This is a genomic window from Nocardia sp. GCM10030253 (assembly GCF_042675075.1).
In the GTDB taxonomy this organism is placed as follows: Bacteria; Actinomycetota; Actinomycetes; order Mycobacteriales; family Mycobacteriaceae; genus Nocardia.
This window is the reverse complement of sequence record NZ_JBHTDL010000008.1, coordinates 91,153-104,548: the sequence shown is the minus strand read 5'-3', so window position 1 is coordinate 104,548 and position 13,396 is coordinate 91,153. Positions and strand designations below refer to the sequence as shown.

At 66.1% G+C, this 13,396-nt stretch carries 14 protein-coding genes; 8 read left to right on the top strand and 6 right to left on the bottom strand.

The annotated features are described in order from the left end of the window. Window positions 1-27: 27 nt before the first annotated feature. From ACFQZZ_RS19050 to ACFQZZ_RS19030, 5 genes are all read right to left on the bottom strand, one after another. Window positions 28-1,161, bottom strand: a complete 1,134-nt coding sequence (locus ACFQZZ_RS19050; protein ID WP_378682203.1) for an AI-2E family transporter — start codon at window positions 1,159-1,161, stop codon at window positions 28-30. 73 nt (window positions 1,162-1,234) lie between these two features. Further along, a complete protein-coding gene (locus ACFQZZ_RS19045; RefSeq protein ID WP_378682201.1) occupies window positions 1,235-2,020 on the bottom strand; it encodes an alpha/beta fold hydrolase in 786 nt (261 codons plus the stop codon). Window positions 2,021-2,042: 22 nt separating this feature from the next. Beyond that, the gene (locus ACFQZZ_RS19040; RefSeq protein ID WP_378682198.1) at window positions 2,043-2,612 is read right to left on the bottom strand and encodes a TetR/AcrR family transcriptional regulator; all 570 of its coding nucleotides are present in this window, start codon (window positions 2,610-2,612) and stop codon (window positions 2,043-2,045) included. Window positions 2,613-2,758: 146 nt separating this feature from the next. Further along, on the bottom strand, window positions 2,759-3,040 hold the full coding sequence (locus ACFQZZ_RS19035) for a hypothetical protein (RefSeq protein WP_378682195.1): 282 nt from the start codon (window positions 3,038-3,040) through the stop codon (window positions 2,759-2,761). A 258-nt stretch (window positions 3,041-3,298) separates the two neighbouring features. Further along, window positions 3,299-4,189, bottom strand: coding sequence for an oxidoreductase (locus tag ACFQZZ_RS19030; RefSeq protein WP_378682193.1), 891 nt, complete (start codon window positions 4,187-4,189; stop codon window positions 3,299-3,301). An 85-nt stretch (window positions 4,190-4,274) separates the two neighbouring features. Here ACFQZZ_RS19030 and ACFQZZ_RS19025 point away from each other — a divergent pair, with 85 nt between their 5' ends. Next, the gene (locus ACFQZZ_RS19025; RefSeq protein WP_378682191.1) at window positions 4,275-4,880 is read left to right on the top strand and encodes a TetR/AcrR family transcriptional regulator; all 606 of its coding nucleotides are present in this window, start codon (window positions 4,275-4,277) and stop codon (window positions 4,878-4,880) included. Window positions 4,881-4,883: 3 nt separating this feature from the next. On the opposite strand, the gene ACFQZZ_RS19020 is transcribed toward ACFQZZ_RS19025, so the two are convergent. Next, window positions 4,884-6,365, bottom strand: a complete 1,482-nt coding sequence (locus ACFQZZ_RS19020; RefSeq protein ID WP_378682190.1) for a PucR family transcriptional regulator — start codon at window positions 6,363-6,365, stop codon at window positions 4,884-4,886. A 160-nt stretch (window positions 6,366-6,525) separates the two neighbouring features. On the opposite strand from ACFQZZ_RS19020, the gene uraD reads away from it, so the two are divergent. From uraD to ACFQZZ_RS18985, 7 genes are read left to right on the top strand one after another with little or no spacing between them, the layout of a single operon-like run. Continuing rightward, a complete protein-coding gene (gene uraD / locus ACFQZZ_RS19015) occupies window positions 6,526-7,083 on the top strand; it encodes a 2-oxo-4-hydroxy-4-carboxy-5-ureidoimidazoline decarboxylase (protein ID WP_378682187.1) in 558 nt (185 codons plus the stop codon). Beyond that, window positions 7,080-7,379 carry a hydroxyisourate hydrolase gene (gene uraH, locus ACFQZZ_RS19010; RefSeq protein ID WP_378682184.1) on the top strand — a complete coding sequence of 100 codons (300 nt, stop codon included), beginning with the start codon at window positions 7,080-7,082 and terminating at the stop codon, window positions 7,377-7,379. The genes uraD and uraH overlap by 4 nt, the downstream gene beginning before the upstream one ends. 3 nt (window positions 7,380-7,382) lie before the next feature. Further along, window positions 7,383-8,258 carry a factor-independent urate hydroxylase gene (gene pucL, locus ACFQZZ_RS19005; RefSeq protein ID WP_378682182.1) on the top strand — a complete coding sequence of 292 codons (876 nt, stop codon included), beginning with the start codon at window positions 7,383-7,385 and terminating at the stop codon, window positions 8,256-8,258. Window positions 8,259-8,270: 12 nt separating this feature from the next. Further along, window positions 8,271-9,140 carry an FAD binding domain-containing protein gene (locus tag ACFQZZ_RS19000; RefSeq protein WP_378682179.1) on the top strand — a complete coding sequence of 290 codons (870 nt, stop codon included), beginning with the start codon at window positions 8,271-8,273 and terminating at the stop codon, window positions 9,138-9,140. Beyond that, window positions 9,140-9,610, top strand: coding sequence for a (2Fe-2S)-binding protein (locus ACFQZZ_RS18995; protein WP_378682176.1), 471 nt, complete (start codon window positions 9,140-9,142; stop codon window positions 9,608-9,610). Before ACFQZZ_RS19000 ends, ACFQZZ_RS18995 begins: the two co-directional genes overlap by 1 nt. Beyond that, window positions 9,607-10,956 (top strand): 8-oxoguanine deaminase, encoded by a 1,350-nt coding sequence (locus ACFQZZ_RS18990; RefSeq protein ID WP_378682173.1) that lies wholly within the window; start codon window positions 9,607-9,609, stop codon window positions 10,954-10,956. Before ACFQZZ_RS18995 ends, ACFQZZ_RS18990 begins: the two co-directional genes overlap by 4 nt. Then, window positions 10,953-13,283 carry a xanthine dehydrogenase family protein molybdopterin-binding subunit gene (locus ACFQZZ_RS18985; RefSeq protein ID WP_378682170.1) on the top strand — a complete coding sequence of 777 codons (2,331 nt, stop codon included), beginning with the start codon at window positions 10,953-10,955 and terminating at the stop codon, window positions 13,281-13,283. Before ACFQZZ_RS18990 ends, ACFQZZ_RS18985 begins: the two co-directional genes overlap by 4 nt. Window positions 13,284-13,396 lie beyond the last annotated feature (113 nt).

The window sequence follows — 13,396 nt, the reverse complement described above, 5'->3', positions numbered from 1 at the left end:
GTTGGCCGGGTACCGACTTTCGCACCACTATTCGGCGGCGGGTTCGAGTTCCTCTCCGACTTCGGGAGGCGGAGTTGTCGCCACATCGATCTGCTCGCCGACGTAGCGGATCGTCACCGCGACGACCGCCGCGAAGGGGACGGCGAGGAACGCGCCGACGATGCCGTACAGCGATCCGCCCGCGGTGATCGCGAGCAGCACGATGACGGCGTGCAGCTTCATGCTCCGGCTCTGCAGCACCGGCTGCAGGACGTTACCCTCGAGCTGCTGCACGGCGATGATGATGCCGAGCACGATCAGCGCCGTGGTGAAACCATTGGCTACCAGCGCAACCAGGACCGCGAGCGCACCGGCGACGAAGGCACCGACAATCGGGATGAAGCCACCGATGAACGTGATCACGGCGAGCACAAGAGCAAGCGGCACACCGAGGATCACCAGCCCGACGCCGATGAACACCGCGTCGATCAAACTGACCAGAGCTTGGGTGCGGATGAAACCGCCGAGGGTGGCCCAGATCCGATTCAGCACTTCCTCGAGATGGAGTCCGGTGCGGTTGCCGAGCGTGCTGTGCAGCCAGGGCAGGAAGCGCGGGCCGTCCTTGATGAAGAAGAAGGCAAGCACAAGCACCAGGACCAGCGTGACGATCGCCGATGTCGCCGTGCTCACTCCGCTGAAAACGCCGGTGGCGATCCGCTCGGTGCTGGACTGGAGCCGCTCCACGATCGCGGTGACCGCCGAATCGAGTTGCTCCTGGCGGATGTTCAGCGGTGGACCCTGCAACCAGTCGCGCACCTTATTGATGCCCGCGGTCGACTTGTCGGCGAGTTCGGGAGCCTGATCGACCACCGAGGGCACGATCAGCCCGACTACGCCGGCGAGCAGACCGAGGAAACCGATCAGGGTGACCGAAGCCGCCGCGGCTGGACGCAGGCCGTGGCGCGTCAGCCATCGCGTCGGCGGCCACAGCACGGTGGCGACGACGATCGCGAGCAGGACCGGCAGCACTGCCACCCACAACTTCGCCAGGACGAATCCGATGACCCACGCGCCTGCCGCGATCGCGACGATGCACACCGCCCATTTGGCGAGCCACAGGACTCCGGTGCCGATCACATCGCCGCGGTCCGGCGTCGATTTACCTTCGCTCAGCTCGCTCACGGCCCCAGTCTTACATGGGTCCGACGGTTGAGCAGTGATTGCTCAGGCCGTTCGGTCATCGGTTTCCCGCCGACTACCGGCGCACCGAATCAAGGAATTCCAGGACCAGAGGGCCTGCGGTGCTGCGGAACTCCTCGAAGTACGCGTGCCTGGCGCCGGGGATCAGCCGAAGCTGAGCGCCCGGGATGCGATCGGCGAGCAGTGCCGCGTTCGCCGTCGGATTGAACCGGTCGTCGGTGCCGTGCACGACCAAGGTGGGAACGCCGATGTCGGGCAGGGCATCCCAGGCGTCGTGGCGGCTGCTCGCGACGAGATGTCGTCGTCGAGCGAAGGCGGGCATCGTCGGGTCGCCCAGGGTTGTGAAAGGTCTGGGCGCGGTCGCCAGATACGACGGGGTGTACATCAATTCCAGCAGCGCATGCCTGGCGGCCGCCGGATCGGGATCGGCAAGCGATCGGCGGACATCGTTGCCGCGTTCCACGCCGTGCCGATCTCCCGGTGTGGTGCAGCCGAGCACGAGGGCATGCACCCGATCCGGGTAGCGGGCGGCCAGCCATTGCGCGACCCGACCGCCCATGGAAGTGCCGTACACGGCGGCGCGGTCGATACCGAGATCATCGAGTACAGCGATGGCATCATCGGCGAATCCTGTTGTGCTGTAGGGCGTATCGGGCTTGTCGCTGTCACCGGTGCCGCGATAGTCGAAAGTGATTGTCCGATAGTCGGTGTGGAAGTCGTCGCGAACACCGTCCCACCAGTGATGGTTGTTGGATTGTCCGGCAAGCAGAATCAGCGGTGTGCCGTCGCCTTCTGTTTGGTAGGCGATGCGAACGCCGTCGGCGGACTTGGCGTGGGACACGGTGTGCGGGTTCCTTCCTGTGTCAGGTCGTTGGTTGCTCGTGCGGCCGGCGCAGACCGTCGAGGACGAAATCCAGGCATCGGCGCCAGGTCGGAGTACCGGCGGTCTCCCCGAGTAGCGACAGCGCCCACAGCAGATTCACCACGTCTTCGTCTCGCGCGTCCGCGCGCATCGCTCCGGTTCGACGGGCGCGCTCGAGCAAGGTCGACAGATGCGACATCCCGCGATGGCATGCCTGCGTCAGTTGTTCGGCGGCGGGATGGTCGCCGGTGAAGGCGTCGAGCAACCCGCGGTCGGTTGTGAGCTGGTCGAGCAGGGCTTCGGCGAACTCGGTGAACGCGGTCCACGCATCCGGCTCGTTCGCGGCTCGGGCAGCGAATTCGTCCAGCGCGGCCAGCCGCGGCGGCAGCAGCGCGTCGATCAGGGCATCGCGGTGGGGGAAGTGGTTGTACAGCGTCCCGATGCTGACGCCTGCCCGCCGCGCGATCTCCTCGAGTGACCCATCGAGCCCCTGCTCGGTGAAGACACCGGCGGCCTCGCGCAACAGCTTCTCGCGATTGCGGGCCGCATCGCGGCGCATGGGTTTGGTCATGCACGCATTCTACAAAATCGAGGGGTGCCTCGGATTCGTGCTACAACTCGCCCTGTCATCCGCGGCACTTTCGACGCACTCGGCGGATGACGACCGAAGCCAGCTGCTATAGAACAACTTCCATACGCTCTGCGCCGTGGATTCGGTCAGCCGCCGACGATGGCGTTCATGATGGTGCCCGCGCTGGTAGCTACGACGCCGCCGATCATGGCTCCGGCGATCATCTTCGGTGATTCGAGGGTGCCGCCGCTCCACTTTTCCCATGCGAACCTCCCGCCCGCGTAGGTGATACCGGTGACGCCCGACAGCAGCACGAACCAGGAGAGGTATCGGACCATTTGCAGGATCTTCTCCGAGGCGGGCGGGGCTTCGGGGGAGGGGTTGCCGATCTGGGTGAGGACGACGTCATAGGCGGCGGTCAGGATCATGGATGTGCTCGTTCCGTGTCGAGGTGGGCAGCTGATGGCTAGCTCGAGCGAGGTGTCCAGATGATTGCCAGATCTATACCGCACAGTATGTGCGGCCGTCGCCATTCGCGGGGCGGGATCGCGCGACCTGTCGAAAATGTCCGAAACTGTCTAGGGGGATGAATGTGTAGGACAAGGTCATTCGGGTCATTCGGACTCGCGCGGGAGGGGTGACTTTCCTGGCACCGACCTACCAGGAACGCCCAGCTGGACCTCGGATCAACTGCGGTAGCGCACATCGGTGAGTTTCTCGGAGACCTCCCACAAGGCGGCTTGGCGCACGGGATCGTGGGAGCGGAGGCTGGATTTCACTGGGGCCGGGTAGCCCTGGATCTCGAAAAGTCCTGAGGGGCCGTAGTATTCGCCGCCTTTTGCGTGGGGATCGGTGGCGGCGCGGAGGGTGGGGAGGGCGCCCATGGCGGGGGTGCGGCCGAAGAGACGGGCGATGGCGAGGTTGGGCAGTCGGAATGCCGCGGGGGAGTATCGGAATACCTCGGTGCTTGCGCCACCGGGGTGGGCGGCGAGGGCGATGGCCGGGGTGTTCGCGAGGCGCCGGTCGAGTTCGTAGGTGAACAGGAGATTTGCGAGTTTCGATTTGGCATAGGCGTTTCCGGTGGAGTCGGCTGGGCTGTCGGGGTCGACGCGGCCGAAACGATGACCGATGCTGCTGACCGTGACAATGCGCGCGGCCGGTGCGGCCGCGATGTGGCCGAGGAGCAGGCCGGTGAGGGCGAAATGGCCGAGATGGTTGATGCCGAACTGGATCTCGAAGCCGTCCTCGGTGACGCCGGAGAGTCCGGTGACCCCGGCATTGTTGATCAGCAGGTCGATGTGGTCGTGGCGACTGCGGATCACATCGGCGGCGCTGCTGATGGAGTCGAGGGAGTTCAGGTCGAGCTGTGCGGTTTCGATGGTGGCGCCCGGTGTGTTCTCCATGATGCGGTTGGCCGCGGCCTCGGCCTTCTCTCGACTTCGGCAGGCGAGAACGACAGTCGCACCGTGCTCGGCCAGTGCCCTTGCCGTTTCGAAGCCGATGCCGGTATTCGCTCCGGTGACGACAGCGATGCGGCCGTGCTGATGGGGGATGTCTACTTCGGTCCACTTGCTCATGCGATGCTCCTAAGATGAACTACTGGTTCATATTAAAGTGAACCAGTAGTTCATGTTCTGTGCAAGGCGGCCGAGAGGATCAGAGATGACCGAACAACCCAAACTGCGTGCGGACGCTCAACGCAACCGAGACGCGATCCTCAGCGCCGCACGTGAGCTCGTGGTCGGCCGTGGTCCTGCGATCGGCATGGACGAGATCGCCGCCGCCGCCGGCGTCGCGGTCGGCACGCTCTACCGGCACTTCCCGACCAAGAAGGATCTCGTCGAGGCAATCGTGGCCGATCTGGCGGTAGTGGTCGGCGAATCGCTGGACGAGGCGCTTTCCAGGGTCGCAAGCGGCGCGAGCTCGGCCATCGATGAAATTGTCGCGTTGCTGCGCAGCGTGGTAATCGACATGCGGCAGGAACGCCTGCTGAGGTTCGCTGTCACCGGATTGGCGGAGGATTCATTGCAGGAGTTGCAGCGCCGTGGCCGCGACGCGGTCGAGCAGTTGGTCGCTGCGGCACACCGAGACGGTTTGGTCTACCGCGACACCACGGTCGAGGACGTGATCCTGCTTCTGGCGACCTCACCCGACGACACCGTGTCGTCGACCGAACAACAGCGGTGGCTGACATTGGCGCGGCGTGCACTCTCGCCACTTCTCGAGCCCGAAGCCGCGCCTGGGATGACTGCACGCACAGGGGCGTAAGGGTCAGCCGAGAGCCAGGGCCAGGAAGAAGTCGACGCGGTCTTCCAGGCGGGAGAGGTCTCTGCCGGTCAGCTCTTCGATGCGTTGGATGCGGTAGCGCAGGGTGTTGACGTGGACGTGGAGCAGATCGGCGGACTTGGTCCAGGAGCCGGAGGCCTGGAGGAAGGTTTCGAGGGTGTGGACCAGGTCGGAGCGGTTGTCCTGGTCGTAGTTGGTGAGCGGGTCGAGCAGGCGTAGGCGGAACATGCGGCGGACCTCGTCGGGAACGCTGGCGAGCAGGAGCATGTGGGTTGCCAGTTCGTCGTGGCCTACGACGCTGGTGGGTTGGTGGCGGTCGGCCGCCAGGCGGCGGGCGTAGCGGGCCTCTTCGACGGCGCCGCGCAGGCCTTCGCCGTCGACTATTCCGCTGACGCCGACCGAGAGTTGGCTGCCGCGCAGGCCAGGCTCCAAAGCGGCTACCGCGCGGTGGATTTCGTCGATGACCGAGCCGTTGGCGCCCGCGGGAATCAGGGCGATTGCCTCGCCGTCGACGACACCGGCTGCGGGCCTTCTGCCATACAGGATTTCGCGCAGCAGGACGCGTAATTCGCCGGGGCGCAACGTATCCGCTTGTGCCGCAGCCACAACCGCGATGTAGGACTCGGCAGGGCCGAGGCCGGTCAGCTCGAGGCGGGAGATGATCTCGGCGGGTTTGGCGTCGGAGACGATCAGTTCGATGAGTTCTTGGGCGAGGCGGCCCTCGGCGCTTTGCCGGTCGTCCTGGCGGGCGCGTTCGAGGGAGACGACGGCGGCCAGTTCGCCGGTGAGGGCGCGGCGTTCTTCCGGCCAGTCGCCGCAATCGCCCGCGAAGACCAGGAACCAGTCGGCCGCTCGGGACGTGCTGTGCTCGTCGACGGCGAAGAGGGAGTAGCGGTGGCTGTCGTGGGTCAGCACGTGGGGCAGTCGGCGGGCGTTGAGGAAGGCGGCCGTCACCTCGGCGGGTGGCGGTGGTGGGCCTGCCACCACTCGGCCGGTCGACGACATGACCCAGCAGCGCATGCCGAGGTCGCGTTCGATGAGTTCCAGCACCGAGCCGAGGCCGGTGCCCGCGACCAGTTGGCGGTGCCGATCGAGGATCGCGGTCAGGTCTGCGGCGCGGCCGGTAGAGAGGTTCCTGGTGATTTGCTCGGTGACCGTGGCGAACGCGATGTTCTCCGGTACCCGGAAGAGCGGGATGCCGTGCTTGCTGCAGGCCGCGACGACGTCGGGTGGTGCGCCGCCGTACTTCGCGTCGCCTGCGGCGAGGCCTGCCACGCCGGCTCGGGCCAGTGCGCGGACGAATACCTCACTGTCGGCGGGGTCGGTGCGCCATTGCAGGCCGGTCAGCACGAGCTCGCCGCCGGAGAGGTAGCGGCTGGGATCGAGCATGTCCGTGGTTACCACCCAGCGAACGAACCTATCGAGCTGATCCTCGCCGGTCACGAGCTCCAGCCCCAGGTCCGTCATGGTGAGTAGGGAACGTAGGCGCACAGTGTGGACGCTAACAGTCGAGGGGCTTGGACATACCTACAAAGAATTCACTGTGAACTGGCACACAGTTCGGATTTCTCGTTTCTAGCTGCACCGATCCCCAGCGGGTCTACTTACCGGACACGTTGAACCCCCGATGGGAGACCGGATGTCAGGTGAGATTGGATGGCTCAACTCACTGCCTCTCGATCAAGCGGAGGCGGAGCTGCTGACCTGTTGCGCGTCACGGAATTGGGCGCGAAAGGTGGTGGCGCGCAAACCTTATGAGAACAGCGAAGGCTTGATAGCGGCCGCGGTGAGCGGAGTATGCGAGTTGAGTTGGCCAGATGTAGAGGAGGCACTGTCCGCGCACCCGCGCATCGGCGAACGAGCCAAAGTGGCTGCGGCATCCGGACTTTCGGCTGGCGGTGCGGAAAAGGCGCGACGCGAGGCGAATTGGTCGCGCAACGAGCAATCCGGCGCCGCGAGCGCCGACCCCGCGGTGCTGCGTGAACTCGCCGCGAAAAATTTTGCCTACGAAGAACGGTTCGGGCATGTCTTCCTGATCCGCGCGACCGGCCGCAGCGCTCAGGAAATGCTTTCTGAGCTGCGTAAACGCCTGGATAACGCGGTCGAGGACGAGCGCGTGGTCATTCAGGCGGAGCTCGCCGAGATCACCCGGCTGCGGGTGCGGAAACTGCTGGAGGATCGGTGAGCCTTTCCACCCACGTGCTCAACGCGGCGACCGGCCGCCCTGCCGCCGGGCTGCTGGTCCGGCTTGCTGCGGCCGACGGCACCGTGCTCGCCGAGCATCGCACCGACGACGACGGCCGCGTCGAAGACCTGCCTGCCCCCGCGGCCGGTGTGCACCGCCTGACCTTCGAGACCGGTGACATCAGCCCGTTCTACCCGTCGGTCTCCATCGACTTCACCATCGCAGACCCAGCCGAGCACCACCACGTGCCGCTGCTGCTCAGTCCGTATTCCTACTCCACCTATCGAGGTAGCTGAACAATGTCGATCAAGCTAGGCCCCAATAGATATGGCAAGTCGGAGAACCGCGTTGTCCGGGTGACGAAAACCGGTGGCGTCCATGAGATCCGAGATCTCAACGTCAGCGTGGCGTTGTCCGGTGACATGGACGACACCCACCTCACCGGCGGCAACGCCGCGGTGCTGCCGACCGACACCCAGAAGAACACCGTTTTCGCCTTCGCAAAGGAGCACGGCATCTCCTCACCGGAGGAGTTCGGCTCGCTGCTTGCCCGTCATTTCGTCGACTCCCAGCCGACCATCGACCACGCCAGGGTCTCCCTCGAGGAATACGCCTGGGAGCGCATCGTCGTCGGCCCCGGCAACCAGCAGCACTCCTTCGTCCGCTCCAACCAGGAGATTCGGACCGCCCGCGTCCACTTCAACGGCACGGACGCCTGGGTGGTCACGGGATTGAAGAACCTGGTGGTCCTCAACTCCACCGGCTCGGAGTTCCACGGCTACATCAAGGACAAGTACACGACCCTGCGCGAGGCCTACGACCGCGTCCTCGCGACCGAGGTCAACGCGGAATGGCGGCACAACGCCATCCCCGACGACTGGGACAAGTCCTACCGGGAGGCCCGCCGCTGCCTGCTCGAGGCGTTCGCGGAGACCCACAGCCTGTCGCTGCAGCAGACCCTGTACGCCATGGGCAATCGGGTGCTCGACACCTGCCCGGACATCTGCGAGGTACGGCTATCGCTGCCGAACAAGCACCATTTCGTGGTGGATCTGGCCCCGTTCGGGCTGGAGAACGACAACGAGGTGTTCTGGGCCGCCGACCGGCCCTACGGCCTCATCGAAGGTTCGGTCCTGTGCGAGGACGCCCCCGACGCCGGGCCCGCCTGGGACTGAATCGAAGTGACAATGGACTTTCTGCAACCCGCCACCTGGGCCGAGGCACTCGAACTGAAGGCCGACCGCCCGGACGCCACCCCGATCCAGGGCGGCACGGACATCATGGTCGAGCTCAACTTCGACAAGGGCCGTCCGGCCGCATTGCTCGACCTCAACCGATGCCGCGCTCTCTTCGAATACGAGGAGCGCGACGGCAGACTCCGTATCGGCGCGGGCGTTCCCTACGTGCGGATCATCAACAGGCTCGGCGACCGGCTGCCCGGCCTCGCCCAGGCCTCCCGCACGGTCGGCTCCCCGCAGATCCGCAACCGCGGCACGGTCGGCGGCAACCTCGGCGGCGCCTCCCCAGCCGGTGACGCGCATCCCGCGCTGCTCGCGGGCGACGCGGTGGTCGAGGTGGAGTCTGCGGCGCGCGGCAGCCGCATGATCCCGATCGACGACTTCTACGTGTGGGTGAAGAAGAACGCGCTGGAACCCGACGAGCTGATCCGAGCCGTGTGGCTGGAGCCGGCGCGGGGCCCGCAGTATTTCGCCAAGGTCGGTACTCGCAATGCCATGGTGATCGCGGTGTGTTCGTTCGCGGTCGCGCTGTACCCCGACACCCGCTCGGCGCGGACGGGCATCGGCTCGGCAGGGCCGACACCGCTGCGTGCGACACCGGCCGAGGAATTTCTCGCCACCCAGCTGGCTTGGGACGATCCTGCCCCGCTCACCGAACGAGTATTGCGCGAGTTCGGCGCGCTGGCCGCCGCTGCCGCGAAGCCGATCGACGATGTCCGCGGGACCGCGGACTACCGCAAACACGCCCTGTCGGTGTTGGCGCGGCGCACCCTGACCTGGGCCTGGAATGACCATCTAGCAGAGAGGAGGGCGGCCTGATGCGCGTGACCTTCGATGTGAACGGCTCGACGGAAACCGTCGACGACGTCTGGGAGGGGGAGAGCCTCCTTTATATGCTCCGCGAGCGTATGGGTCTTCCCGGCTCGAAGAACGCCTGCGAGCAAGGTGAATGTGGTTCGTGCACCGTCTATTTGGACGGCACCCCGGTCTGCTCGTGTCTTGTGGCGGCCGGTCAGGCGCAGGGCCGATCGGTCCGGACCGTCGAGGGTCTGGCCAAGGGCGACAAGCTCGATCCGATGCAGCAGGCGTTCGTCGAGGCGGGCGCGGTCCAATGTGGTTTCTGCACACCGGGTCTCATCGTCCAGGCGCACGACCTGGTCGAGCACAACCCGGACCCGTCCGATGTGGAGATCCGCGAGGCGCTGGCCGGAAACCTGTGCCGCTGTACCGGATACGAAAAGATCCTCGACGCGGTACGGCTCGCGGCACGACGTAAGGCGGCGAAATGACCAGGGTCGTTATCGAGAACGCCTACATCGCACCGGTAGTCGGGGCGGAGATCGCCTCCGGCTATCTGGTCGTCAAGGATGGCAGGATCGAGTCGCTCGGTGCGGGGCAGGCGCCTGTTACGCCGGATGCCCAACGCATCGACGGCACCGGCTGTCTGGTCACCCCCGGTCTGGTCAACACCCACCACCATCTCTACCAGTGGGCGAGCCAAGGCCTGTTCCAGGACTCGACGCTTTTCGAATGGCTGACCGGGCTCTACCGCACCTGGGCGCGCATGGATGCCGAAGTCGTCTATGGCGCTGCCGCGGCGGGCCTCGGCTGGCTGGCGCTGACCGGCTGCACCACGAGCAGCGACCATCACTACATCTTCCCGAAGGGCCGAGGCGACCTGTTCGAGGCCGAGGTGCGCGCCGCGCGCGAGATCGGCCTGCGCTTCCACCCGTGCCGCGGTTCGATGGACCGCGGGCAAGCCGACGGTGGCCTGCCGCCGGACGAGGTGGTCGAGGATCGTGACGAAATCCTTTCTCACACAACTGAAGTAATCGACAAGTACCACGATCCTTCGTTCGATTCGATGCTGCGGGTCGCCGTCGCGCCCTGCTCGCCGTTCTCGGTCAGCGAGGGCCTGATGCTCGATGCCGCCACGCTGGCGCGGGCGAAAGGCGTTCGGCTGCACACCCATCTCGCCGAGACGCTCGACGAGCAAGAGCACTGCATCGAGCAGATGGGCTGCACCCCGGTCGAATACATGGAGAAGCTCGGCTGGCTCGGGGAGGATGTCTGGTTCGCCCACGCCGTCCACCTGCACGACGCCGACATCCGCCGGTTCGCCGAAACCGGGAGTGGCTCTGCGCATTGCCCCAGCTCCAACGCCCGGCTCGGCGCCGGTATCGCCCGCGTCACCGATCTGCTGGCCGCCGGTGCGCCGGTCGGCCTCGGCGTCGACGGCGCGGCGTCGAGCGAGCTGACCTCTCTTGCCGGAGAGATGCGCCAGGCCATGCTCTTCCAGCGTGCCGTGCACGGCCCGACCGCGTTCACCGCCCGCCAGGCCCTGGAGATCGGAACCCTGGGCGGCGCGCGCAATCTCGGTCGACACAACGAGATCGGCAGCCTCGAGCCGGGCAAACTCGCCGACATCGCCATGTGGAGGGTCGACGGGTTCCGTGCCGCGGTGCAGGACCCGGTCTGCTCCCTGGTCTTCGGCCCGACGCCGCCGCTGGCGCGGCTGCTCGTCGGCGGCCGGACCGTCGTGGAGAACGACGAGCTGCGCACCGTCTCGCACGACGGGGTCGGCCGGGCGGGTGCCGCGGCTCGGAAGCGGCTGATGCGACAGGAGTCCCGATGACTGTGCCACGTACGACCCGATTCCCCGCCGAGGTCGCCGCGCCAGGCAAGGGCGGCATCGGCGAGAGCCCGCTGCGTCCCGACGGCACCCTCAAAGTGCGCGGTGAATTCGCCTACGCCTCGGACCTGTGGATGGACGGCATGCTGTGGGGCGCGACCCTGCGCAGCCCGCACCCCCGCGCGATTATCCGGAGCATCAATATCGCTCCTGCGCTGGCCATAACCGGTGTACACGCGGTGCTCACCGAGGAGGATGTGCCCGGCCGCAAGATGTTCGGCCTCGACCACACCTGGGATCAGCCGGTCCTCGCCATCGGCGAGGTGCGCCACCACGGTGAACCCATCGCCCTGGTCGCCGCCGACCATCCCGAGATCGCCCGCCGCGCCCTCACCGCCATCGAAATCGATTGGGAGGTACTGGAACCCATTACCGACCCGATGGCGGTGGTCTCGGCCCCGAAGCGTCTGAAGGTGCAGGAGCGCGGCGGTATCGCCCGTCACCAGCCGGTGCGCGTCGGCGATATCACTGTGGGCCGCGCCCTGGCCACCGTGGTGGTGACCGAGGAGTTCGAGGTCGGCATTCAGGACCAGGCATTCCTCGGTCCCGAATCCGGCATGGTCATTCCGGCCGAGGACGGCGGCCTCGACTTCTACGTCGCCACCCAGTGGATGCACAACGATCTCTCCCAGATCGGCCCGTGCCTCGGCCTGGCCGACGACCAGATCCGCATGACCATGGCCGGTGTCGGCGGAGCCTTCGGCGGCCGCGAGGACCTGTCCATGCAGATCCACGCGGGCATGCTTGCCATGCACACCGGCAAGCCCATCAAGATGGTGTACAACCGCGAGGAGTCGTTCTTCGGGCACGTACACCGGCACCCGGCGAAGATGCTCTACGAATACGGTGCCAATGCCGCCGGAAAGCTCACCTACGCAAAGGTTGTCATCGTCCTCGACGGTGGCGCGTACACCTCGGCGACACTGAATGTCACCGGTAACGCGTCCTCGCTCGCGGTGGGGCCGTACGAGATTCCGCATATCGAGATCGACGCCTACGGTGTCTACACCAACAACCCGCCGTGCGGTGCCATGCGCGGATTCGGCGCTGTCCAAGCGTGTTTCGCGCACGAGTCGATGATGGACAAGGTCGCGGAGGCATTGGAACTCGACCCGGTGCATGTGCGCCAGATCAACGCCGTCTCCCAGGGCTCCAAGCTGGCGACGGGTCAGGTGGTGCACGCCCCCGCGCCGTTGGCGGAGATGCTCGGCCAGATCCGTGAGATGCCGCTGCCCGAGGCGCTGGACGCCTCCGACATTCGGAACCTGCCCGGCGGGGCCTCGCAGACCACCCACGGCGAGGGCGTTGTGCGCGGCATCGGCTACGGCGTCGGCATCAAGAACATCTGCTTCTCCGAAGGGTTCGACGACTACTCGACGGCCCGGGTGCGACTGGAAGTCATTGCCGGAGAACCGGTTGCGCTGGTGCACACCGCGGCCGCGGAAGTGGGACAAGGACTGGTCACCGTCGAAGCGCAGATCGCGCGCACCGAACTGGGGATCGAAAGAGTCACCATCCATCCCGCCGACAACCAGGTAGGTGATTCCGGGTCGTCATCCGCCTCCCGGCAGACCTATATGACCGGCGGTGCGGTCAAGACCGCCTGTGAGGCGGTGCGACAGCGGTTGCTCGAGCTCGCCGTCGCACAGGGCCACGGCCCGGCCGCACAGCTGATCGGCGGCAAGGTGGTTTCGGAGACGGGGGAGGTGCTCGCAGCGATCGTCGATGTCCTGAATGAGGGGGTCATCGAAGAGACCCGCGAGTACCACCACCGCCCGACCACCGGGATGGACCCGGTCACCGGCCAGGGGACCAGTCATACCCAGCTCGGGCTCTGCGTGCACCGCGCGGTTGTCGACGTCGATACCGAACTCGGCCTGGTCAAGGTCGTCTCCCTGGACGCGGTCCAAGACGTAGGAAAGATCATGAACCGCCTGTCCCTGGAGGGCCAGATCCATGGCGGCTCCGCACAGGGCCTCGGCCTGGCAGTAATGGAGGAAATTCAGGTCAAGAACGGAAAAGTGCTCAACCCGTCCTTCACGGACTATCTGATCCCCACAATCCTCGATATGCCTCCGCAGAAGCTGGAGATTCTCGAGAACGCCGATCCGCACGCCCCCTACGGGCTGCGCGGCGCCGGAGAGCCACCGACGCTCTCATCGACCCCCGCGATCGTCTCGGCCATTCGTGACGCCTGCCGATCACAGGGTGGAAACGTGCACATCAACCGTGTGCCGGTGCGACCGGAAGACATCATCCGGAGCAGTTGATCAACGGGGGCAGCCCGCCTTTCGCAAGAGCGGCGGGACAGACCCCACAACAGCAGTACCCGAACCGAGCGGTCTGGCTCGAGTCCGATAAGGACAGCTCCGGACCGTAGGTC

Bases quoted from the DNA above. Each gene is read 5' to 3' on its own strand.
- ACFQZZ_RS19040 (WP_378682198.1), bottom strand. From the start codon at position 2,612: ATGACCAAACCCATGCGCCGCGATGCGGCCCGCAATCGCGAGAAGCTG.
- ACFQZZ_RS19035 (WP_378682195.1), bottom strand. From the start codon at position 3,040: ATGATCCTGACCGCCGCCTATGACGTCGTCCTCACCCAGATCGGCAAC.
- ACFQZZ_RS19030 (WP_378682193.1), bottom strand. From the start codon at position 4,189: ATGAGCAAGTGGACCGAAGTAGACATCCCCCATCAGCACGGCCGCATC.
- ACFQZZ_RS19025 (WP_378682191.1), top strand. From the start codon at position 4,275: ATGACCGAACAACCCAAACTGCGTGCGGACGCTCAACGCAACCGAGAC.
- ACFQZZ_RS19020 (WP_378682190.1), bottom strand. From the start codon at position 6,365: ATGACGGACCTGGGGCTGGAGCTCGTGACCGGCGAGGATCAGCTCGAT.
- uraD (WP_378682187.1), top strand. From the start codon at position 6,526: ATGGGAGACCGGATGTCAGGTGAGATTGGATGGCTCAACTCACTGCCT.
- pucL (WP_378682182.1), top strand. From the start codon at position 7,383: ATGTCGATCAAGCTAGGCCCCAATAGATATGGCAAGTCGGAGAACCGC.
- ACFQZZ_RS19000 (WP_378682179.1), top strand. From the start codon at position 8,271: ATGGACTTTCTGCAACCCGCCACCTGGGCCGAGGCACTCGAACTGAAG.
- ACFQZZ_RS18995 (WP_378682176.1), top strand. From the start codon at position 9,140: ATGCGCGTGACCTTCGATGTGAACGGCTCGACGGAAACCGTCGACGAC.
- ACFQZZ_RS18990 (WP_378682173.1), top strand. From the start codon at position 9,607: ATGACCAGGGTCGTTATCGAGAACGCCTACATCGCACCGGTAGTCGGG.
- ACFQZZ_RS18985 (WP_378682170.1), top strand. From the start codon at position 10,953: ATGACTGTGCCACGTACGACCCGATTCCCCGCCGAGGTCGCCGCGCCA.